The following is a 23,670-nucleotide window of genomic DNA, read 5'->3' as shown; positions in this document are numbered from 1 at the left end:
CATCCTCCGTGCCAATCAGCGGAGTGATTGACACGGGAGTGAACAGTAACCCTGCGAAGAACTTTTTTAAAAAAAGCACTTGCGTTTTAAAGCAAGTTGAGGTATACTGACTCACGTAGACAGAACAAGGGCGTTCCAATTATAATTGGAGTGCCCTTTTTTTATCGCTTGGGAAATGATCCGCATGATTGAATCAGAGTGGATGGAATGAAATCAGATCAGATCTGACTGGATCAGACGGATGATTTCCTGAGAGGTAATCTATTATGGGGTTTCCCGTAGTGTAATCGAATATTGTTCATTGCAGTGAACGGTAATCGAAGAATTAAGAGAAAAGGAAGGTATAGGGTATGAGCACAGAATTATTCAATGTAGCTGACATCTTTGGAGAAAATGTATTTAATGATACAGTTATGCAGGAGCGTCTGCCAAAGAAAGTTTACAAGAATCTGAGAAAGACAATTGAAGAAGGAAAAGACCTGGATCTCGAGACAGCAGATGTTATTGCTCACGAGATGAAAGAATGGGCGATTGAAAAAGGAGCGACTCACTATACACACTGGTTCCTGCCACTTACAGGAGTTACAGCAGAGAAGCATGATTCCTTTATCTCAGCGCCACTTCCGAGCGGAAAGGTTCTGATGACTTTCTCAGGAAAGGAATTGATCAAAGGTGAGCCGGATGCATCTTCATTCCCGTCAGGAGGACTGAGAGCAACATTCGAGGCAAGAGGATATACAGCATGGGATTGTACATCACCGGCATTCGTAAGACAGGACGCAGGCGGAGCTACACTTTGTATCCCAACAGCATTCTGCTCCTATACAGGAGAGGCACTGGATCAGAAGACACCGTTGCTTCGTTCTATGGAAGCTATCAATAAAGAAGCATTAAGACTTCTTCGTTTATTTGGAAATACAACATCTAAGAAGGTTACTCCATCTGTTGGAGCAGAGCAGGAGTACTTCCTTGTAGATGCAGAGAAGTTTGAAGAAAGAAAAGATCTGATCTACACAGGACGTACACTTTTTGGAGCAATGCCTCCGAAAGGACAGGAGCTTGATGATCATTACTTCGGAACAATCCGTCAGAGAATCGCATCCTTCATGAGAGATGTAAATATCCAGCTTTGGAAGGTGGGTGTTCCATCAAAGACACAGCATAACGAGGTTGCACCGGCACAGCATGAGCTGGCTCCGATTTATACAGAAGCTAATATCGCTGTAGATCAGAATCAGCTGACAATGCAGACATTGAAGAGAGTAGCTTGTCAGCATGGTCTGAAATGCCTGCTTCATGAGAAACCGTTCGCAGGAGTTAACGGCTCCGGTAAACATAACAACTGGTCTATTACAACAGATGATGGAATCAATCTTCTCGAACCAGGTAAGACACCTCATGAGAATACACAGTTCCTTCTTGTACTTGCCTGCATTATGAAGGCGGTTAATGTACATGCAGATCTGCTCAGAGAATCTGCAGCTGATCCGGGAAATGATCATAGACTTGGAGCAAATGAGGCACCTCCGGCAATTATCTCTATCTTCCTTGGAGAGCAGCTTGAGGATGTTGTTGAGCAGTTGATCAGTACAGGAGAAGCTACACACAGTCTGAAAGGCGGAAAGCTGGAGACAGGTGTAAGCACACTTCCAGATCTGTTCAAAGATGCAACAGACAGAAACAGAACATCACCGTTCGCATTTACAGGAAATAAGTTCGAGTTCCGTATGGTTGGATCAAGAGATTCTATTGCAAACCCGAATATCGTACTGAACACAATCGTTGCAGAAGCATTTGCAGATGCATGTGACATTCTTGAGAAGGCAGATGACTTTGATCTTGCAGTACATGATCTGATTAAAGAATACCTGACAGAGAACCAGAGAATCATCTTCAACGGAAACGGATACTCTGATGAGTGGGTTGCAGAGGCTGAGAGAAGAGGACTTCCGAATATTAAGTCTATGGTTGAAGCAATTCCGGCAATCACAACAGAGAAGGCTGTAGAATTGTTTGAGAGATTTAACGTATTCACAAAAGCAGAGCTTGAGTCCCGTGCAGAGATCCAGTATGAGGCATATGCTAAGGCAATCAATATTGAAGCCCGTACTATGATCGATATGGCAAGCAAACAGTTCCTGCCGGCATTTATCAAGTATACAAAGACACTGGCAGATACAATTAATGCTGTGAAGGCAGCAGGTGTTGATGCGACAGTTCAGACAGAGACACTTAAAGAAGTAAGTGCTCTGATGGCTGAGACAAAGGCAGCACTTGATAAGCTTGTAAAAGTGACAGGTGAGGCAGCAGCAAAAGAAGAAGGCGAAGTACAGGCTACATACTATCATACAGAGGTTGTTCCGGCTATGGATGCACTCCGCACACCGGTTGACAAACTTGAGATGATCGTGGATAAAGAAGCTTGGCCAATGCCATCTTACGGAGACCTGATCTTCGAGGTATAAAATACATTACAGAAAAGTAATTTGAAGTAAATGATTGGAAGTCATTATTCGGATAAAGAGTCTGGATAATGGCTTCTTTTTGCTGTACAGATCTGGCAGGCTGCATGACTCTTGCATGCAAGAAAGCAAAAATTGTTGTATAATAAGAATTGGTTCGTGTAGTTTGAGTGTGTTCTGCACGAATGAGAAAAAAGAAAGAGTGGAATAAAAATGCAGTCAGAAGCAGAACTTAGAAGTTTATTATCAAGAATAGATCACCGGGGATATCCGGCTTATAAAGATACAAAAGGACAGTACCGATTTCCGGGATATATTTTATCGATCGATCACGTACAGGGAGATCCGTTTGCGTCACCGTCAAAGGTAAGTGTACTGGTGAGTGGGAAGACAGCAGGATTCCCACAGAAATTATATTGTGGAAAATGTCAGAGAATTGCACTTCAGGACGAACTGCTGCGCCAGTTTGGAAGAAGGGCAGAGAGGTTTGCATTCAAGGCGAAAGGTTCAGGTAAGAGCGGACTGATCTCTGTCAGCAGATGCGGACAGGAAGTTTTGGAGAGAACCGCGTGTCAGATTCAGCCGGAGAACGGAAACATCCTTCTGAGAATGGAAATAGGATTTCCGGCAAATGGACGAACGATCAATGCAAGAGAGTTAGAGAAGATTTTATTTGATTTTGTTCCGGAGTGTGTAAAGGCATCCCTGTTTTACAAGAATCTGGATGCAAAGAGATTGAGAAGAATCGTAGATCTGGCAGAAGACCAGGAGTATATCCGTAAAGAACTTCCGAAACTTGGTCTTTGTGCTTTCGTGGCAAACGGAAGTGTACTGCCAAGGGAATCCGGAATTTCGTTCCGCCCGATGCGTGACGGAATTGCCTTCCAGTCTCCGAAGGAGCAGGAAGTGCAACTGGAACTTCCACATAAAGGAAAGATTACCGGTATGGGAATCCGTAAGGGGATTACTTTGATCGTCGGTGGAGGTTATCACGGAAAATCAACACTTTTGAAAGCATTGGAACTTGGAGTGTACAATCACATCGCAGGGGATGGAAGAGAGTATGTGATCACAGATGCGACAGCAGTGAAGTTACGTGCGGAGGATGGAAGAAGTATCCAGAAGACAGACATTTCCATGTTCATCAACGATCTTCCGAACGGAAAAGATACAACGTCATTCTGTACAGAAGATGCAAGTGGAAGTACTTCACAGGCAGCAAATGTGATTGAAGGAATTGAGGCCGGAACATCCCTGTTCCTGATTGATGAAGATACGAGTGCAACAAACTTTATGATCCGTGATGAGCTGATGCAGCGCGTGATCCACAGAGAGATGGAGCCGATCACGCCATTTATTGAAAGAATCAGAGAATTGTATGAAAATTATGGAATTTCGACAGTGATCGTTGCAGGAAGTTCGGGAGCTTATTTCCATATCGCAGACAGCATTATCCAAATGGATCGTTATGTTCCGAAAGACATTACAGTACTGGCGAAAAAGGAAGCAGAGAACTTTCCACAGATCAGTGTGCCGGAGCAGTCGGCAAAAAAACCGGCTTATGACAGAGTGCCGCGACCGGATAAAGCATTTCGCGGAAATGACAGGATCAAGATGAAGACGATGGGAAAAGAATCTGTGATGATCAACAGGGATGCGATCGATCTGAGATACTTAGAGCAGATTGCAGATAGTGAGCAAGTGACAGCACTGGGATATTGTGTACGATATGCACAGAAGCATTTGATTGACGGAAAGAAGAATCTGATCCAGATTGTAGATGAGCTGGAAGAAGTGATGCAGAATAAATCGCTGGCGGCATTATGCGAGAGTACATCAAGTGTATCTTGTATGGCAGTGCCGAGAAGACAGGAAATATTTGCATGTTTTGATAGATATAGAGCACTTAGGTTAGTATGATATAGGAGTGGCGGACATGAAATTAGAGAATGGAAGACCAGAAAACACAGAAGGAAGATTACAGAAGGAAATCAGGGTATATGATTTCCTCGACAAGCTTGGTGTGGAATACCAGAGAGTAGACCATGAGGCGGCAATGACAATGGAAGCCTGTGAAGAAATCGATAGAACACTTGGAGATGGAACCGCAATCTGCAAGAATCTGTTCCTTTGCAATCGACAGGAAACAGAGTTTTATCTGCTTCTGATGCCGGGAGACAAGCCATTTAAGACGAAAAATTTGTCGGCACAGATAGGCTCTGCCAGACTTTCCTTTGCAAAGCCGGAGTATATGGAGAAGTATCTGGACATTACACCGGGATCCGTCAGCGTTATGGGACTTATGAATGATACAGAGGGGAAAGTACAGCTTCTGATCGATGAGGATGTAATGAAAGATCCGTATTTTGGGTGTCATCCGTGTATCAACACATCCAGCTTGAAGATTCGTACATCTGATTTGATTGCAAAGATCATTCCGGCGCTGAAGCATGCACCGAAGATGGTGAAACTTCCGGGAGCGGAGGAGCAACAGTAGTAGTGAAAGTGTAATTAATAGACATTAGGTCCATTTCCTGTTGGTTGTATATTTTTCGTGAATTTGCTATAATTTATATGTTGATATGATACAAGGGTCAAAAGGTCATGCGTTTCTTGCTTGCATGAAATGCGAAGCAATCCGTGTATCATAGGGGTCAAAATACCTTTTGCCCCCAACATCTTGATATATGAAGAGCAGGTATCATTTTCAGGATTAATGCGTAGAAGATAAAAGGAGAACTATAGTGTCTGAAGAAAATAAAGTGATAGATAAAGTGAATACATCAGAAATAGTCGAGCAGCTGGTGGAGACAGAGGCGATACCACCGCTGAATACGGAACCAACACATCCTGTACAGCCACCGGTAGAACCAGCGCAGAAGCTGGAAGATTATTACAAAGAGACTGCGGAGGATCGTGTAGCCGAGGAAGAGTATGAGCAGGCGGTTAAAGATCCGCAGAACAGGAAGGAGAAGATCGATCAGATCAAGAGTATTTTCCACCGCAGTGGGGAGAAGAAGTTTTCCAGAGAAGAAGTGATTCTTTCTAAGATTCGACCGGAGGATATGCTGGAATATCTGACGTTGGAGCAGCGCAGACTGGAATGCTTACAGAAAGCAAGACAGAGCCGGAATGAGAAGCTTCTCAAGGTACTTCAGCTTGCGGCGATACTTGCAGCAATTGTAGCGGTTGTCGCTTTACTGAAGGATAATCCGGTCGTTCTTGTGAACATTCTGTATATGCTTGGTATTGTAGCAGCAATCTGGATCTGGAAGAATCCGGGAAAGAAGTAAATTTACTGTAATGAGGTGACGATATGAAATTTTTTCATTTATCAGACCTGCATATAGGAAAGCAATTACATCACTATAACCTCCGGGAGGATCAGGAACATATCCTTGCGGAGGTTCTTTCATATGCAGCGTCCATACATCCGGATGCAATTGTTATCGCAGGAGACATTTATGACAAATCAGTGCCATCAGGAGAAGCGGTAAGTCTGTTTGATGAATTCTTGACAGCTCTGGCTAAGATTGAACCGGTGATTCCGGTTCTTATTATATCGGGAAATCATGATTCGGCACAGCGGCTTGATTATGCCAGTCGTTTGCTTGGAAGCCATCAGATTTATATTGCGGGTCAGGCTCCGGAGGAAGAAGCAGATCGTTTGAAAAAGATTACTTTGACGGATGAATTTGGAGAAGTGGATTTCTGGCTGCTTCCGTTTTTAAAGCCGGGATATGTGCGCAAGATCTTTGGCGGAGAGGTGCCGGAGAGTTATACGGCAGCTGTACAAGGAATTCTGGAACGGGAGAAGATTGATTTTTCCAGAAGAAATATACTGGTTTCCCATCAGTTTTATACAGGGAAGGGGGAGACTCCAACAACGTGTGAATCAGAAGTATTATCTGTCGGAGGCATTGATAATGTAGATATTTCCGCAGTGCAGGAGTTTGACTATGTGGCACTTGGACATTTACATGGTGCACAGAGAGTCGGACAGGAGAAGATCCGCTATTGTGGAACGTTGCTGAAGTATTCTGTCAGTGAGGCAAGCCAGAAGAAGACACTTCATGTAGTTGAACTGAAAGAAAAAGGGAGCGAGCCGGAGATTCAGAATCTGCCGCTGCATCCACTTCGTGATGTGAGAAAACTCAGGGGAACGCTGGAAGAGATCCTTGAAGCGGAGGACGGAACCGGGAGTGAAGATTATGTCAGTGTAACGCTGACAGATGAGGTTGATCCGTACAAACCAAAGGAACAGCTGGAAAGAAAGTTCCATCATATTCTAGAAGTGCGGATGGATAATGAGAGAACAAGACAGAAGCTGGAATTTTCTGAAGAACAGATACGGATCGGTACTCCGTTTGAAACATTTTGTGATTTCTACAAAGAGATGCAGGGGCAGGAAATGTCTGAACAAGAACAAAAGATCTTAAGAGAGATTCTAAGTGAAATGAAAGGGGAAGACGTATGAGACCGGTGAGATTGACGATGTCCGCATTCGGATCTTATGCGGGTGTCCAGGAGATAGATTTTACAAAGATTCACAGCGGATTATTTCTGATCACCGGAGATACAGGTGCAGGAAAAACAACCATCTTTGATGCAATCATGTATGCACTGTATGACCGGACGAGTGGCGGACGCAGGGATGGAAATATGATGCGCAGCCAGTATGCATCAGAAGATACAGACACTTATGTTGAATATGTGTTTTCTTATCGGGGACAGGAATATACCGTGCGTCGTAATCCAGAATATCTCCGAGTCGGAAAGAGGAGAAAAGCAGATGGAAGCCTCCGGTATGTGAAAGAGACAGCGAAGGTAAGTCTCCTTCTTCCGGACGGAAGGGAATACCAGGGGAAGAAGCGAGAGACAGACCAGAAGATTCAGGAAATCATTGGTCTTGATGCGGGACAGTTTACACAGATTGCCATGATCGCGCAGGGAGATTTCTTAAAGCTTCTTCATGCAGAATCGAAAGAACGTAAAAAGATCTTCTCACAGATTTTCCAGACACAAATCTACTGGCGAATCCAGGAAGCGCTGAAAGAAAAAGGAAAAGATCTGTATATTGCGCTGAAGGAAAGTGAATCAGACATCCGGCGTGAGATGGAGCGTGTGGAACCGGAGAATACAGAACAGCAGGATCTGGCAGAACAGTGGAAAGAACTCAGTGAGTTATCCATGCCGGAAGGGGAAAAGGTTCTGGAGGTTGTGAAAAACTTTCTTGAATACGAAGAAAGTTGTGGAAAAGTCTTAAACAAAGAATCAGAGGAACTTAAGAAACGGTCCGAAACACTTCGAATGCTGATTCAGAAGAAAGAAGAGAAGAATAAGATATTTGACCGTTTGGAAATGGAAGAGAAGAGTTTGCTTCTTCTGAATGCAAAACAGGACGAGATGGAAACTTGTCGGGTTCAGGCAGGGCTTGGACACCGGGCAGAGCAGGCGAGACATTTGGAAGTGCAGGCTCTTCGAACAGCAAAATCCGTGCGGCAGATACAGGGAGAGATCGAGCAGATCACTGCATGGCAGAAGGGACAGGAAAAGGAACTTTCCGAGGTTAAAGAAAAAGCGGAAGAACTGGAAGATATTTTTGCAAAGGAAGAACCGCAAATGCTGAAAAGAATTTCACAGTTATCGGATCTTCTTCCACATTACACAAATGTGCGTAAGTATTCGAAAGAATATGACAATCAGACAGAAGCTATGCGACAGTGTATACAGAACTGTCAGGAAGCATCAGCAAAGTATGAGGAAGCATATGCGAAATTCTTTCAGGAGCAGGCGGGAATCCTGGCAAAGGAATTACGAGAAGGTATTCCATGTCCAGTTTGCGGATCAATAGAACATCCGCATCCGGCAAAGATTTCCGGAGAAGCACCGGATAAAGAGACGGTAGAGAAACTGAAGCAAAGACGTGATCTGCTGGAACAAAAAAGAATACAGCAGCAGGAAAAGTTTCAGATATGTAAAGCACAGCTTGAATCAGAACAACGTATTCTCGGAGATAATCCTGTGAAAGAAGAGCAGGTGAAAGAAGAGCTTCAGAAGATGCAGGTTGAACTGGATCGGAAGAAGAATGAAACAAAGCAGGCACAGGAACAGTGCCGTAAGATGACGGAGGAAAGCAGACGTCAGGCAGGAAAACTGGAGGGACTTCGAGGCCAGAAGGCAGAACTTGAGAAGCGTTTTGTAAAAGAGCAGGAAGAGTTCCGAGAGGAGATCAGTCGACAGGAATTTACTTCACAGGAAGAATTCCGTGAGGCGAAACAGTGGATCGAAGGGTGGCGGGAGAAAGACAAAGAAGTGAAAGAACATGACCGCCAGCTGTTAGAGAAAAAGGCAAAGATCGAGACGCTGAAGGAACAGACTGCAGGCGAAAAGCGGGAAGATCCGCAGCAGGAGATAGAAAAGCGAAATGAAGTAGAACATCTGTTGAAAGAAAAACAGGATCATCAGATGCAGCTTCACAGCAGATGGACAGGTAACCAGAATGCATACAAGAATCTGAAACAATATTTTTCTTCGCAGGAAGCTGTGCGAAAAGAATATGAGGTACTTTCCAATCTGAGCAAGACTGCAAATGGCAATTTGAGTGGCAGTGTGAAACTTGATTTTGAGACGTATGTACAGCGGACTTATTTCCGGCAGATCATTCAGGCGGCAAACCGCAGGCTGGCGCGGATGACATCACATGAATTTATTTTACAGTGCAGGGAGATTCAGGATCTGAGCAGTCAGGGACAGGCCGGCCTTGATCTGGATGTCTATGATCTGGTGACAGATTCTGTCAGAGATGTAAAGTCTCTCTCAGGAGGAGAATCCTTCATGGCAGCTTTGTCGATGGCATTGGGACTTGCAGATATTATCCAGAATACAGCCGGAGCAGTGAGTCTGGAGACGATGTTTGTAGATGAAGGATTCGGATCTCTGGATGATGCATCAAGAGACCGTGCGATTCAGATTCTCAAAGAACTTGCAGGAGAGAAAGGACTGGTTGGAATCATTTCCCATGTAAATGAATTGAAAGAGCAGATTGACTGGAAATTAAATATTACAAAGACGGAGCATGGAAGTCAGGCAAAATGGGAAATCTAAAAGCATAAGGCAATAATAGGGACAGCTACGAAGAAGGACAGAATACAGGCAGGTGCGGAAAATGAAACAAAATGGAATGAGAGAAAGAAAAGGAAGGATTTCAAGATACGGAAGAAGGATGTTGGCAGTTCTGCTCAGCGCAGGGATGCTGCTGACAGGGACTCTTCCGGTATCCGGAACAGAAAATACGGAGGAAACGGCACGCCCACATCAGCTTTATTGCACAGTACTTGGAGACAGTATTGCGAAAGGTTACACTTGCGATAAATCCTGGATGGAGAATTATGGAAGTCTGGCAGCAAAGGAAATAGCATATAGCGAAGGGTGCAGATATATTTATCACAATTATGCAAGAACAGGTCTTGATACAGCAGGATTGAACGAAAAGTATTTGTCAAAGCAGGATGTGCAGACGAATCTTGCAAAAGCAGATGTTATTTTTATAACAATTGGTTCGAATGACCTGCTCAACGAATGTAAGCGTGTGGTTCAGGAAATTCTGAAGACAGATACAAAATTTAAAAGTGCGGATGAGGCACTTGCATCTTTGAAAGAGTCCGTAAAGAAGAATCCGCTGCTTGTGCTGAGTGCGATCAACGCGTTGAACAACTGGGATTATAATTCCTTTGAAAAAGAATGGATCCAGATGATGAAGACAGTAAATTCATTGAAAAAGGACGATGCAAAAGTGATCGTGACTACAATTTATAATCCGGCAGGAAATATGAAGCTTCCATCTACGCTGAATAAAATTGTAGAAGACATTATTGAAAATATGAACGCGATCATTGAAAAACGTGCGGGAAAATACGATTATGAAGTTGCGGATGTGTATCAGTCATCTGTGACATCTCATCTGCAGAAAGACGGAGTACATCCGGATTTTCAGGGGCAGCAGATCATTGCAGATCTGGTTTATAAGGAATATGAAAAGTAAAAAAGAAGCATTCTTTGTGTTGGTTCTTATATGGAACAATGCAGAGAATGCTTTGTTCGTTTTGCAAGAAATAGAACTGTCACATTTATAACACAAAACATTCACAGAATCCTGATACTTTTGAAAGGTCAAAAATCTCGGTTTGTCTGCATAGATATAGACTGGAAGAAATATAGGGAGGTAAGACTTTGATAGAAGTAAAGAATCTTGTGAAGAAGTATGGAAATCATACAGCAGTAGATCATTTAAACTTCACAATAGAGGAAGGGCATGTCTACGGCTTTCTTGGACCGAATGGGGCGGGAAAATCAACAACGATGAATATTATGACAGGATACCTCGGTGCTACCGAAGGAGAAGTACTGATCAATGGACATGATATTCTGAAAGAACCTGAGGAGGCGAAAAAGCAGATTGGTTATCTGCCGGAATTGCCACCGTTGTATATGGAGATGACAGTCCGTGAATATCTGGAATTTGTAGCGGAGTTGAAAGGAATCGCTAAGAATAAAAGAGAAGAGTCTATCAATGAAGTAGAGAAGATGGTGAAGATCTGGGAAGTGGAAAACCGTCTGATCAGGAATCTGTCAAAAGGATACCGTCAGAGAGTCGGACTGGCACAGGCAGTGCTTGGATTTCCGGAGATCATTATTCTTGATGAACCAAGTGTCGGACTTGATCCAAAACAGATTATAGAGATCCGTGAACTGATCCGTCAGCTTGCGAAGAAACATACGGTGATCCTGAGTTCTCATATTCTGGCGGAAGTCCGTGAAGTCTGCGATTATATTTTGATTATTTCCAAAGGAAAACTGGTCGCAAGCGATACGCCGGAGAACCTGGAACGGAATCTGGGAGATTCTGATCTGATTGAGGTCGAGACGAAAGCAAGCCCGGACGAAGTTCGGAGAATTCTTGAGACAGTAGATGGAATTCGAAGCATTTCTACAAAGCATCTGGAAAATGGAATCACATGGGCTCAGGTTCAGGAAAAGAAAAATACAGATATACGTGAGAAAGTATTTCAGGCATTTGCACAGAATCATCAGCCACTGCTGAAACTGAATCCGCTGCAGGTAAGTCTTGAAGATGTCTTTATGGAACTGACGCAGAGCGACAGGGCAGCAGAAGAATATGCAGAAAAGGCGAAGAAGAAGGAAACGGAGGACATGAAAGATGCTGGCGATTTATAAAAGAGAAGTACGCTCCTATTTTCAGTCTATGGTGGGATGCGTGTTTGTTGCATTTCTTATTGCATTTACAGGAATCTACTTTATGGCATATAACCTGACAGCCGGATATCCATACTTTTCCTATACGCTTTCAGGCACACTGATCGTATTTATCGTAGGGATTCCGCTGATCACGATGCGCAGTTTTTCAGAAGAGCGTAAAAATAAGACAGATCAGCTGCTTCTGACAGCTCCGGTCAGTCTGTGGAAGGTTGTGCTTGGAAAATATCTTGCAATGGTAACGGTAATTGGAATCCCGAATGTGATCTTCTGTGCGTTCCCATTAATCATTAAGGCACAGGGAACTGCATATCTGAAAGTAGATTACATATCCATCGGGGTATTCTTCCTGTTGGGTTGTGTATATGCGGCAATCGGCATGTTCCTGTCTGCTCTGACGGAAAGTCAGATGATCGCATTTATCAGTACATTTGGTATTCTGCTTATCTTGTATCTTTGGAATGGAATTCTTTCCATGCTTCCAAGCAGTGCAGTCAGCGGATTGGTCGGTGTGCTTATCATTCTGACTCTGATTGTTGTTTATATTTATCAGATGACAGGAAATATAGTGATTGCCGGTGTGATTGAAGCAGTTGGTGTGATCGCCGGTATGGTCGTGTACTTTGTGAAATCAAGTCTTTATGAAAACCTGCTGACAAAGATGCTTGGAAGACTGGCACTTGCAGATGTATTTACGGATATCACTTCGAACAGTATTGTAGATATAACAGGAATCGCGTTGTATCTTTCACTGATCGTAGTCTTTGTGTTCCTGACAGTACAGGCAATCCAGAAGAGACGTTGGAATTAGGAGGGCATGAAAGTGGATAGAAGAAAGAAAACAACAGGAAAGATTAAAGGGATGTTCCACACCTCCGGTACAAAGCACGGATCTTACAGTGTGGGGCTGACAGTACTTGTAATCGCGATTGTTATTGTGTTCAATCTGGTAATCGGACAGATCCCGGAAGCTTATCGCAATCTGGATATGAGCAGTACAAAGATTTATGAAATTTCAGATACAACAAAGGATCTGCTGAGCGGATTGAATGATAAAGTCGATATGAAAGTTCTTGCGGTAAAGAAAGACACGGATGACAGGATTAAGACATTTATCAGTAAATATGCAGCACTTTCAGATAAGATCAATGTTGAGTGGATCGATCCGGTTCTGCATCCGTCAGCATTGACAGAGTATAATACATCCGAAAATACAATCGTTGTATCTTGTGAAGCAACAGGAAAGACAACAACTATTTCTTTTGACAAGATTCTTGTTATGGATATGTCTTCCTATTATTCGGGAAATGCATCTTATTCAGAATTTGACGGAGATGGCCAGTTGACAAGTGCGGTGAATTATGTGACAAGTGATGTGCAGAAGACAATCTATAAAGTAAGCGGGCATGGAGAGGCGGAACTGTCATCTACAGTTACAGATTTGATGAGTAAAAATAATTACACGTTGACAGAACTGAACCTTCTGATGGCAGATTCCATTCCGGATGATTGTGATCTTCTGCTTATGAATGCACCGACGAATGACCTTTCAGAAAATGAAGTGACACTTCTGACAAATTATCTGGCAGCAGGTGGAAAAGTGATGTGTCTGCTTGGGGATACCTCTCTGACGGATTTCCCAAATCTGGCAAGTGTGCTGAAGGTGTATGGAATTGAAGGTGTAGATGGTTATATTGCGGATCCGACAAGATGTTATCAGAACCAGCCATATTATATCTTCCCACAGCTGAATGTATCTGGTGATCTTGCGAACGGAATCAGTTCTCAGATGGTGCTTTTGACGAATGCACATGGAATGACATTGACAGATCCGACACGAGATACGATAACAACAAGTGCATTCATGGAGACATCGGAAAATGGATACGCAGTAACAGAGTCCGAACAGAAACAGGGAACGTATGAACTTGGAGTTGTCGCAACAGAGACAATTTCTTCGGGAGATGATTCTTCTTCGAATAGTTCAGATGCCGAGGCAACAGATACAACAACTGATGATAGTGAAAGTACGGAAGATTCTGAGGAAAGCAGTACAACAGAAGCCCGTCTGACGGTGATCTCCGCAGGAAGTCTGATCGATCAGAATATTACAGATGCATTTTCACAGCTTGAGAATACACAGATCTTTATGAATGCAGTAAGTGCAAACTTTGACGGAGTACAGAATCTGTCCATCGAGGCAAAGAGCCTTGGAACAGAGTATAATACGATACAGCATGCCGGTCTGTTCAGCCTTCTTGTAATCTTTGGAATCCCGGCAGTGATTCTGATCGTCGGATTCAGCGTATGGTTCAGAAGAAGAAAAGCTTAAGGAGGAAGAAAATTAGAATGAAGAAAAAGAAAGGGCCAGTGATTCTGATCGGTGTTCTGGTGTTGCTCCTTATCCTCTATTTTGCCTTAAGCACATGGAATAAGAAGCAGGATTCCAAGGAAGAAGAAACGGTGAAAGTGACAGACCTGAAGACCTCAGAGATTACCGGGGTGAAATATGATCTTGGTACGGGTGAAATGAATTTTGAGAAAGACGGAGATACCTGGTACTATACCGCAGATAAAGATTTTCCATTGCGTCAGAGTTATCCGAAGACAGTGGCTGATGCCATGGGACAGTTGAGTGCGGATCGAGAACTTGAGGATACGGATGCGCTGGAAGAATATGGATTAGATCATCCGACTTATACAGTTACACTGACAGATGAAGATGGAACTGTGACAACAATCAAGGTTGGGAATGCGACCGGAAATGATTACTATGCGACAGTGGACGATACGGAAAAGGTTTATACAATTCCGGCGACTTCATTGGATGATATCCAGACAGAACTGGATCAGATTACTCAGTTGGATACTTATCCAAGTATCGGAAGTGGAAATCTGAAAAAAGAAGTGATCACACAGAACGGTGAGACAACAACCTATGATTCCGAAAATGAGAATCAGGCAGAAGATGTTGCAGCAGTAGCCGGAGGACTTGGTGCTGTGAAGCTGTCAGAGGCGGCGGATTATTCTGTAGATGATGCGGATCTTGCAGGGTATGGTCTGGATGCGACTTCCAGAATCACAGTAGAAGTTACTTATACAAGCGATGATGAAGATCAGACAATGACGCTTTACATCGGAGGAGAAAATGGAAGTGGAGACAGATATGTCATGATAAATGATTCTAGAATTGTTTATCTGATTTCTGATGAAATCTGCAAAAATATTTTGAATCAATAAAGAATGGTAATCGTTCAGAGGAAAGTGAAAAATTCGGTATATTTCCTCCGGGCGGTTACCACATTTTATATTTATTTAATTGACTTTTATTCGAAAACAGCGCAGAATAAAGCACATATCGTTTTTATAGAAAATGCATAGCATTTTGGAGGTTGGCTCTGAACAGTTAGAGATAATATAATTGGCGAGATGCACAGCAGAGAAGTAGGGGCAGTAAAAATGTGCATGAGCAGATTTATCAAGAAAGAAGGATTTGTATGAAAGAAAAATTTTTACGTTTTATGCAGGGCAGATATGGTGTGGATCAGTTTTCTAAAGGTCTGCTCATTGCTGGACTGGTAGTAGTACTCTTGTCCTCATTTTTTGCAGGGGGAAGGGCAGGATCATTATTCTATTTACTTGGATGGGTATTGATCATTTATTGTTATTTCCGTATATTTTCCAAAAATATATCTAAACGATATGCGGAAAATCAGAAGTATCTTGCAAAGACATACAAGATTAGGACTTATATTCAGCAGCAGAAGAACAGTCTGGCGCAAAGAAAGGCATATCATATTTATAAATGTCCGGGGTGCAAACAGAAGATTCGTATTCCGAAGGGGAAAGGAAAGATTGAGATCCGATGCCCGAAGTGTGGAACAACATTTATTAAGAAGAGTTGATGTGTTTACTGGAGAGAAACCATCTGTTATGATAGGTAGTGCGTGTTAGAATGAATGCGAGAGAAAGAATGAGAGGACGGGAAGGATGTCAGATCCATACAGTATATTAGGTGTAGACAGAAATGCTACGGATGAGGATGTGAAGAAAGCTTATCGAAAGCTGAGCAGACAATATCATCCGGATGCGAATATCAATAATCCGAAGAAAGATGAGGCTGAGGCGAAGTTTAAGGAAGTGCAGCAGGCTTATCAGCAGATTATGGATGAACGCGAAAAAGGATATACTTCCGGATATGGTTCGAGTGATGGTTCAGGTTATGGAGGTTACGACCCGTTTGGAGGATTCGGCGGTTTTGGTTCTTATGGATATGGTTCAGCAGGAAGTACGGGTAGAACTTCCGGGATGAGTGAGGAAGATGCACATCTGAATGCGGCAGCTAATTACATACGAAGCGGACATTATAAAGAGGCTCTTAACGTACTTGACGGAATCAGTCAGCATAGTGCAAGATGGTATTTCTACAGCGCATCGGCGAATTCCGGATTAGGAAATAACGTGACCGCATTGGAACATGCGAGAGAAGCAGTTCGTCTGGAGCCACAGAATATGCAGTATCAGATGTTGCTTCAACAGCTGGAAGGTGGAGGAAACTGGTATCAGACAAGACAGACGATGTACGGATATCCCGGAACCTATAATAGCAGCTGGTGCGTGAAATTATGTATTGCCAATCTGATGTGCAATATTTGCTGTAACGGTGGCGGACTGTGCCTGGGAGGCGGTCCGGGCGGCGGAACATTTATGTAAGAGGAATAGAAGAGGAGAACCGAGAATGTTAACACAGTTTTCGAGAACAGAACTGCTTTTAGGCAAGGAAGCAATGAACAAGCTGGAAGATGCCCGCGTTGCAGTATTTGGTATCGGTGGTGTCGGCGGCTATGTCTGTGAGGCACTTGTAAGAAGTGGTGTAGGAAAATTTGACTTGATCGATGATGATAAAGTGTGTCTGACGAACTTGAATCGTCAGATCATTGCAACGAGAAAAACAGTTGGAAAATATAAAACAGATGTGATGAAAGACAGAATTCTGGAGATTAATCCGAAGGCAGAGGTGAATATTCACAATTGCTTTTTTTTGCCAGATACTGCAGATGAATTCCCTTTTGAAGAATATGATTATGTTGTGGATGCAGTAGATACTGTGACGGCTAAGATTGCGCTTGTCATGAAGTGTAAAGAACTGAATGTGCCGATCATCAGCAGTATGGGGGCGGGGAATAAGCTGGATGCAAGTGCCTTTCGCGTGGCGGATATCTATAAGACGAAGGTGTGTCCGCTGGCAAAGGTGATGCGCCGTGAATTGAAGAAGCGCGGTGTGAAGAAGCTGAAGGTAGTTTATTCAGAAGAACAGCCAACCCGGCCGTTGGAAGATATGTCTATCAGTTGTCGTGCAAACTGTATTTGTCCGCCGGGAGCAGAACATAAATGTACCGAGCGCCGGGATATTCCTGGAAGTGTTGCGTTTGTACCATCTGTAGCCGGTCTGATCATTGCAGGAGAAGTTGTAAAAGATCTGGCAGGAATTAAGAAAAAATAGGATAACGGGGGGAGAAAATGGGTATTTCAATAGAAGAACTCCGCAAGCTGGAGAAAGATAGTTATCAGATCCTGGATATCAGAAATGAGACAGAGATTTCACATGGAGCAATTCCGGGAGCGATTGCGGTTGCGGAAGATGCAATTGATGGGCATCCGGAGATTGATTTTACAAAGAAACTGGTCATCTGCTGCAGCAGAGGAGAGCATAGTGTGGAAGTGGCAGAGACACTGGAAGAAAAAGGTGTTGATGCAGTCAGTCTGAACGGCGGATATATTGCCTGGCTGATTGATACGATGAAGCAAAAAGAGGCGGAGGATGCGAAAGAAGAAGTGAACTTCGCAAAAGAGGTAGAGCAGAGTTTAAGGAAGAAGTTCAGAAAAAACATCTGGTGCAAGTTTACCAAGGCGATCAATGAGTATGAGCTGGTAAAACCGGGAGACAGAATTGCAGTCTGCATCTCCGGTGGAAAAGATTCCATGCTGATGGCAAAGCTTTTTCAGGAATTAAAGCGTCATAATAAATTTGATTTTGAAGTGAAATTCCTTGTGATGGATCCGGGATACAGCCCGGCGAACCGCCAGGTGATCGAGGAGAATGCAAGACGTCTGGAGATCCCGATTGAGATTTTTGAATCAGATATCTTTGAATCCGTCTATAATATTGAAAAGTCCCCATGTTACCTGTGCGCAAGAATGCGCCGCGGATATTTGTACAGTCATGCACAGAAGATGGGCTGCAACAAGATTGCACTGGGACATCATTATGATGATGTGATAGAGACAATCCTGATGGGAATGCTCTATTCGGCACAGGTACAGACGATGATGCCGAAGCTGCACAGCACAAACTTCGAGGGGATGGAGCTGATCCGTCCGCTGTATATGGTCCGTGAGGATGATATTAAAGCATGGAGAGATTATAATGATCTGCATTTCATTCAGTGCGCATGCAAGTTCACAGATACATGTACGACATGTAATAATGAGGAGAACCGTTCCAAGCGTATGGAGATCAAAGAACTGATCGCAACCCTGAAAAAGGTGAACCCATACGTGGAGGGAAATATTTTCAAGAGTGTTGAAAATGTAAATCTGGATACTGTAGTTGCGTATAAGTCAAAAGGTGAGAAGCATCATTTCCTTGACACTTATGATGAGAAGTTGGAAGAACAAGGTGAATGATACGGAACTGCGGATGTAAATGAAAAAGCAGCGAATATAAAAATGCTAAATTGAAAAATTAAGAAAGAGGCTTGACTTCTGTTTGTCCCCATGATACAATGTTTGGGCGAATGGAAGTAGGCTTTTTTTTTATGCCTAAAAATTGATGGCTCGCAACCATCAGCAACACGTAGGTGAATATATTAAAAGCGAGGTGGAAGTTGTGCGCACAAGAATTACTCTGGAATGTACGGAATGCAAGAACCGTAACTACAACATGACAAAGGATAAGAAGACTCATCCGGAACGCATGGAAACCAAGAAGTACTGCAGATTCTGCAAATCACACACACTGCACAAAGAGACAAAATAATTGTTGTCGAAAGGAAGTGGAATTATGGGTGAGAATACAAAAACTCAGAAAAAGAGCTGGTTCAAAGGACTTAAGGCAGAGTTCAATAAGATCGTTTGGCCAGACAAGAATACACTTGCTAAACAGACCACGGCAGTTGTTGCTGTCTCCGTAGTGCTTGGAGCGCTGATCTCAGTAGTTGATGCGCTTTTGAGATATGGAATTGACTTTTTAGTGAAATAGTTGATCGCAGCAGAAAGGTGATTTTATGTCAGAGGCAAAATGGTACGTCGTTCATACCTATTCAGGGTATGAGAACAAAGTAAAAGCAAACATTGACAAGACAATTGAGACTCGTCATCTGGAAGACCAGATTTTGGAAGTTCGTGTTCCACTTGAGGAAGTACCTGAGATACGTAATGGGGTGGAAAAGGTCGTACAGAGAAAGATGTTTCCTGGATATGTTATGATCCACATGATCATGAATGATGACACTTGGTATGTTGTAAGAAACACAAGAGGTGTTACAGGATTCGTCGGACCTGGATCCAAGCCGGTACCGCTTGATGAGAGTGAGATGGAGAACCTTGGAATCAAACAGGATGAGGTGATCCTTGATCTTGAGATCGGTGATGTTGTAACTGTACTTAGCGGTGCATGGGAAGGAACAGTTGGAGCTGTTCAGACAATCAACGAACAGAAGAAGAGTCTGACAATCAATGTTGAGCTGTTTGGCCGAGAAACTCCGGTTGAACTTGGTTTTTCAGAAGTGAAGAAAATGGATTAAAATTGCGTGGGAGGGATGAGAATCCCGCCAATACCACAAGGAGGTAATTGAAATGGCAAAAAAAGTAGAAGGATATATCAAATTACAGATTCCTGCTGGAAAGGCAACTCCGGCACCACCGGTTGGTCCTGCACTTGGACAGCACGGTGTAAACATCGTAGAATTTACAAAACAGTTCAATGCTAGAACAGCAGATCAGGGAGATCTTATCATCCCTGTAGTAATCACTGTTTACAATGACAGAAGCTTCAGCTTCATCACAAAGACACCACCGGCAGCAGTTCTTATTAAGAAAGCTTGTAAGATTCAGTCCGGTTCTGGTGTACCGAACAAGACAAAAGTTGCTACAATCACAAAAGCTCAGGTTAAAGAGATCGCTGAAATGAAGATGCCAGACCTGAACGCAGCTACAGTAGAGGCTGCTGAGAGCATGATCGCTGGAACATGCCGTTCCATGGGTGTAGTTGTAGAAGACTAATCCAGATTTTATAACGATTATATTGTAGGATACAATCAGCCGACCTTTTCCGGTGTCCTCGGGGGAGAGAGCGCTGAGAGTTCAATTGTTTAGTAAATTCATAAAGTGGGAGGGGCAAGTTCCCGCCAATACCACAAGGAGGTTATTGTAAAATGAAACGAGGAAAAAAATATATCGAAGCTGCAAAACTGATCGAAAGAGGAAATCTCTATGATCCTGCAGAAGCAGTAGCATTAGTAAAGAAATCAGCAACAGCAAAGTTTGACGAGACAATCGAGGCTCATATCAGAACAGGTTGTGACGGACGTCACGCTGATCAGCAGATCCGTGGTGCTGTAGTTCTTCCACACGGAACAGGTAAGAAGGTTCGCATCCTTGTGTTCGCTAAGGACGCTAAGGCTGAGGAAGCAAAAGCAGCAGGTGCTGACTTCGTTGGAGGAGACGAACTGATCCCGAAGATTCAGAACGAGGGATGGCTTGACTTCGACGTTGTAGTTGCTACACCGGATATGATGGGTGTTGTTGGACGTCTTGGACGTGTACTCGGACCTAAGGGACTTATGCCAAACCCGAAGGCTGGTACAGTAACAATGGACGTTACAAAAGCTATCAACGATATCAAAGCTGGTAAGATTGAGTACAGACTGGACAAGACAAACATTATCCATGTTCCGATCGGAAAAGCATCCTTTACAGAGGAGCAGTTAGCGGACAACTTCCAGACGCTTATCGATGCAATCAACAAGGTTAGACCAGCCGCTGTTAAAGGTCAGTACATGAAGAGTGTAACTCTTACATCTACAATGGGACCTGGCGTGAAGATTAACCCGGTTAAGCTTGCATAATAAAATGTAAAAGAGACAGTTGCGAGACTGTCATAGAGGAGGATCTGCTTTCGGCGGATCCTCTTTTGAAAAAGAGTTTTGAAAAAGAAAAAAGAAAAAGATGAAAAATAGGCTTGACATATGGAAAATAACATGGTATTATAGCCTAGCAACTGCCGAAGACAGTAGGTGCTGAAAAGCGTAAGTTATGAACGCCTACCGAGGAAGAATGAATTTTTACATGCGTATGAATTTGTAGAACCTCCACGTCTTTGGACCTGGAGATTTTTTTAGTTTCAGCAGAGTGATCTGCTGGGAACTTTGGCAGTACACGAATAATATAAGGAGGTGTACCGAAAAGTGGCAAAGGTTGAAGTAAAACAGCCAATCGTTGACAAGATTGCAGAAGAGATTAAAGACGCTCAGTCAGTAGTTCTCGTTGATTACCGTGGACTTACAGTTGCTCAGGATACAGAGCTTCGTAAACAGCTTAGAGAAGCTGGTGTGATCTACAAAGTTTACAAGAACACAATGATGAAGAGAGCTTTCGAGGGTACTGAATTTGCAGCCCTTGATGACTGCCTGGAAGGACCAAGCGCTATTGCTATTTCTAAAGATGACGCAACAGCACCGGCAAGAATCCTTTACAAATTTGCACAGGATGCTCCGGCACTTGAACTTAAGGGTGGTGTAGTTGAAGGAACAGCATATGATGTAGCAGGTATTTCTGAACTTGCTAAGATCCCTTCAAGAGACGAACTGCTTTCCAAGTTGCTTGGAAGCTTACAGTCACCTATCACAAACTTTGCTCGTGTTATCAAACAGATCGCAGAGCAGGGTGGAGAAGCGGCTCCAGCAGAAGCAGCAGAGGAGACAGCAACAGACGCAGAGTAATATGCGTCAGCTGATCTGGATACAGACAGCACATATGAGCAGATGCTCATCTAATTAATTAAGAATGAAAAGAAAAATGGAGGATATTTAAAATGGCTAAATTGACAACAGCTGAAATGATCGAAGCGATCAAAGAGTTATCAGTATTAGAGTTAAACGAGCTTGTTAAAGCTTGTGAAGAAGAGTTCGGCGTATCTGCAGCAGCAGGCGTTGTAGTTGCAGCAGCAGCTGAGGGTGCAGGAGCAGCAGAGAAAGATGAGTTCGACGTAGAGCTTACATCCGCTGGAGCATCTAAAGTAAAAGTTATCAAGGCTGTTCGTGAGATCACAGGTCTTGGACTTAAAGAAGCTAAAGAGCTTGTAGACGGAGCTCCGAAGGTAGTTAAAGAGGCAGTTTCTAAAGCAGAGGCTGAGGAAATCAAAACTAAACTTGAAGAGCAGGGAGCAGAGGTTACTCTTAAATAATTTTCCTGAATATAAGTTTATTCCGACCGCAGAAGATGATATGCTTCTGCGGTCTTTTTGCGAAAGAGGCGTTAGAAATGGATGCAGTTGAGTTGACGAGAGAGCTGATTAAGATAGAAAGTACGGATCCGGGAAGCTGGGAAACCGAGATTGGTGAATATATCTGCGACTATTTGAAAGAGAGTGGAGCAGATACAGAGACTTACGAAGTAGAGCCGGGAAGAAAAATTGTAAAAGGTGTTGTGAAAGGTGCGAAAGCGCATCCGGCACTGGTATTTATCTGTCACATGGATACGGTTGTTAAGGGCGAAGGATGGACAAAGAATGCATTCGGCGCAGAAGTTTCAGATGGGAAAATCTGGGGACGAGGAGCTTGTGATATGAAGTCAGGACTTGCAAGTGCGTTGACAGCATTTGCGGAGGTGGCAAAATCACAGAAAGAGAATGCTGAGGATATAGAAAAACTTCCGGGAACATTAGTCTTTATCGGAACTGTAGACGAGGAAGCAGATATGAAAGGGTCAGAAGCAGCAGTGCAACAAGGATGGATTCAGAAGGAAGACTGGGTTCTTGATATGGAACCGACTTCCGGAATGATTCAGATGGCTCACAAAGGGAGAACCTGGTTTGAACTTAGTGTGGAAGGTATTACTGCACATGCGAGTATGCCGGAGAAGGGGGCAGATGCAATCGCCGGAATCGCATTTATGATCGCAGAGATCCGAAAAGCGATGGCAAAAGTACCGACACATGAAGAACTTGGAAAGTCTACGGTTACATTTGGACAGATTTCCGGAGGATACAGTCCGTATGTAGTATCAGATCACAGTATGGTGACGATAGATATGCGTCTTGTTCCGCCGATGAATACACAAGGGGCAGAAAAGATTGTTCGAAAAGCAATTGAAATTGGGGAAAATGCAGTTCCGGGTGTAAAGGGTTCTTATAAGATTACAGGTGACAGACCACCGGTGGAGACACACATGGAGTCAGGTCTTATGAAAGCTTTATCTGAATCAGTGAAAAAAGTTACTGGAAAAGATCCGGTTGTGTCAGCGTTCACGGGTTATACAGACACAGCAGTTGTGGCAGGTCTTTTGGGAAATCTGAATTGTATGTCTTATGGGCCGGGAAATCTTGCACAGGCTCATAAACCGGATGAGTATGTTGAAATTGCGGATATTGAGCGGTGCGTTCAGGTTTATCGTGAACTGATCTGTCTTTATGAAGATATGATATAGAAGTTATTTCTGAAAAAAAGATACTGTTCAAAAGGAAAAAGCTTAGAATAGCGGAAGATATAACATATCTTGAGAAAAAAGTCAAGAAAAATATAAAAAAACACAAGAATCATGTTGACAATAAAAAGAGCTTTGTGATATAGTAAAAAATGCGCTATTATGGAAAGGTATGCCATATAGTGACAGAGAATACTGTCGCAAGGCTCTTTTCATTTTTATATAACTG

23 protein-coding genes and 1 other annotated feature are annotated in these 23,670 nt (G+C 43.2%); all 23 genes read left to right on the top strand.

The genetic code is table 11. The annotated features are described in order from the left end of the window. The first annotated feature begins 350 nt into the window (after positions 1-350). Positions 351-2,465 carry a glutamine synthetase III family protein gene (locus LI162_RS11085; protein WP_227156619.1) on the top strand — a complete coding sequence of 705 codons (2,115 nt, stop codon included), beginning with the start codon at positions 351-353 and terminating at the stop codon, positions 2,463-2,465. A gap of 210 nt (positions 2,466-2,675) precedes the next feature. Next, positions 2,676-4,382 carry an ABC-ATPase domain-containing protein gene (locus LI162_RS11080; protein WP_227156618.1) on the top strand — a complete coding sequence of 569 codons (1,707 nt, stop codon included), beginning with the start codon at positions 2,676-2,678 and terminating at the stop codon, positions 4,380-4,382. Positions 4,383-4,398: 16 nt separating this feature from the next. Further along, positions 4,399-4,959, top strand: coding sequence for a prolyl-tRNA synthetase associated domain-containing protein (locus LI162_RS11075; protein ID WP_227156616.1), 561 nt, complete (start codon positions 4,399-4,401; stop codon positions 4,957-4,959). A gap of 247 nt (positions 4,960-5,206) precedes the next feature. After that, complete coding sequence (locus tag LI162_RS11070) at positions 5,207-5,755, top strand: hypothetical protein (protein WP_227156614.1); 549 nt, start codon at positions 5,207-5,209, stop codon at positions 5,753-5,755. Positions 5,756-5,778: 23 nt separating this feature from the next. Beyond that, positions 5,779-6,939, top strand: a complete 1,161-nt coding sequence (locus tag LI162_RS11065; protein WP_155204477.1) for an exonuclease SbcCD subunit D — start codon at positions 5,779-5,781, stop codon at positions 6,937-6,939. Next, entirely contained in the window at positions 6,936-9,569 is a 2,634-nt protein-coding gene (locus LI162_RS11060) for an AAA family ATPase (protein ID WP_227156612.1), read from the top strand. The genes LI162_RS11065 and LI162_RS11060 overlap by 4 nt, the downstream gene beginning before the upstream one ends. Before the next feature lie 61 nt (positions 9,570-9,630). Beyond that, positions 9,631-10,506 carry an SGNH/GDSL hydrolase family protein gene (locus tag LI162_RS11055; protein ID WP_015528654.1) on the top strand — a complete coding sequence of 292 codons (876 nt, stop codon included), beginning with the start codon at positions 9,631-9,633 and terminating at the stop codon, positions 10,504-10,506. 188 nt (positions 10,507-10,694) lie between these two features. Then, positions 10,695-11,699: an ABC transporter ATP-binding protein gene (locus LI162_RS11050; protein ID WP_208913292.1), complete on the top strand. Its 1,005-nt coding sequence runs from the start codon at positions 10,695-10,697 to the stop codon at positions 11,697-11,699. After that, complete coding sequence (locus tag LI162_RS11045; protein ID WP_227156610.1) at positions 11,683-12,549, top strand: ABC-2 transporter permease; 867 nt, start codon at positions 11,683-11,685, stop codon at positions 12,547-12,549. Before LI162_RS11050 ends, LI162_RS11045 begins: the two co-directional genes overlap by 17 nt. Positions 12,550-12,600: 51 nt before the next feature. After that, positions 12,601-14,070 carry a Gldg family protein gene (locus LI162_RS11040; RefSeq protein WP_227156625.1) on the top strand — a complete coding sequence of 490 codons (1,470 nt, stop codon included), beginning with the start codon at positions 12,601-12,603 and terminating at the stop codon, positions 14,068-14,070. A gap of 17 nt (positions 14,071-14,087) precedes the next feature. Beyond that, positions 14,088-14,978 (top strand): DUF4340 domain-containing protein, encoded by an 891-nt coding sequence (locus LI162_RS11035; protein WP_227156607.1) that lies wholly within the window; start codon positions 14,088-14,090, stop codon positions 14,976-14,978. 257 nt (positions 14,979-15,235) lie between these two features. Further along, positions 15,236-15,643 (top strand): hypothetical protein, encoded by a 408-nt coding sequence (locus tag LI162_RS11030; protein ID WP_055171576.1) that lies wholly within the window; start codon positions 15,236-15,238, stop codon positions 15,641-15,643. An 85-nt stretch (positions 15,644-15,728) separates the two neighbouring features. Further along, on the top strand, positions 15,729-16,451 hold the full coding sequence (locus LI162_RS11025; RefSeq protein WP_196020909.1) for a J domain-containing protein: 723 nt from the start codon (positions 15,729-15,731) through the stop codon (positions 16,449-16,451). Between the two features lie 25 nt (positions 16,452-16,476). Then, positions 16,477-17,241, top strand: coding sequence for a tRNA threonylcarbamoyladenosine dehydratase (locus LI162_RS11020; RefSeq protein ID WP_226861247.1), 765 nt, complete (start codon positions 16,477-16,479; stop codon positions 17,239-17,241). Between the two features lie 17 nt (positions 17,242-17,258). Continuing rightward, on the top strand, positions 17,259-18,425 hold the full coding sequence (locus tag LI162_RS11015; protein ID WP_055157768.1) for an ATP-binding protein: 1,167 nt from the start codon (positions 17,259-17,261) through the stop codon (positions 18,423-18,425). Positions 18,426-18,627: 202 nt separating this feature from the next. Next, positions 18,628-18,777 (top strand): 50S ribosomal protein L33, encoded by a 150-nt coding sequence (gene rpmG, locus LI162_RS11010; protein ID WP_054753150.1) that lies wholly within the window; start codon positions 18,628-18,630, stop codon positions 18,775-18,777. 24 nt (positions 18,778-18,801) lie between these two features. Beyond that, the gene (gene secE / locus LI162_RS11005; protein ID WP_015528659.1) at positions 18,802-18,999 is read left to right on the top strand and encodes a preprotein translocase subunit SecE; all 198 of its coding nucleotides are present in this window, start codon (positions 18,802-18,804) and stop codon (positions 18,997-18,999) included. A gap of 25 nt (positions 19,000-19,024) precedes the next feature. Further along, complete coding sequence (nusG, locus tag LI162_RS11000; RefSeq protein ID WP_015528660.1) at positions 19,025-19,543, top strand: transcription termination/antitermination protein NusG; 519 nt, start codon at positions 19,025-19,027, stop codon at positions 19,541-19,543. 52 nt (positions 19,544-19,595) lie between these two features. Further along, the gene (rplK, locus tag LI162_RS10995) at positions 19,596-20,021 is read left to right on the top strand and encodes a 50S ribosomal protein L11 (protein ID WP_055157766.1); all 426 of its coding nucleotides are present in this window, start codon (positions 19,596-19,598) and stop codon (positions 20,019-20,021) included. Positions 20,022-20,173: 152 nt separating this feature from the next. Then, a complete protein-coding gene (gene rplA, locus LI162_RS10990; RefSeq protein WP_055157764.1) occupies positions 20,174-20,866 on the top strand; it encodes a 50S ribosomal protein L1 in 693 nt (230 codons plus the stop codon). 137 nt (positions 20,867-21,003) lie between these two features. After that, positions 21,004-21,145: a sequence feature (ribosomal protein L10 leader region), on the top strand. Positions 21,146-21,205: 60 nt separating this feature from the next. Beyond that, entirely contained in the window at positions 21,206-21,739 is a 534-nt protein-coding gene (gene rplJ, locus LI162_RS10985; protein WP_020437213.1) for a 50S ribosomal protein L10, read from the top strand. 92 nt (positions 21,740-21,831) lie between these two features. Beyond that, entirely contained in the window at positions 21,832-22,203 is a 372-nt protein-coding gene (gene rplL / locus LI162_RS10980; RefSeq protein WP_015528663.1) for a 50S ribosomal protein L7/L12, read from the top strand. A 77-nt stretch (positions 22,204-22,280) separates the two neighbouring features. Continuing rightward, positions 22,281-23,444 carry a M20 family metallopeptidase gene (locus LI162_RS10975; RefSeq protein WP_055157762.1) on the top strand — a complete coding sequence of 388 codons (1,164 nt, stop codon included), beginning with the start codon at positions 22,281-22,283 and terminating at the stop codon, positions 23,442-23,444. Positions 23,445-23,670 lie beyond the last annotated feature (226 nt).

The organism is Mediterraneibacter sp. 210702-DFI.3.120, from assembly GCF_020561005.1.
Classification (GTDB): domain Bacteria; phylum Bacillota; class Clostridia; order Lachnospirales; family Lachnospiraceae; genus Mediterraneibacter; species Mediterraneibacter faecis.
This window is presented reverse-complemented; position numbering and strand designations above follow the sequence as displayed.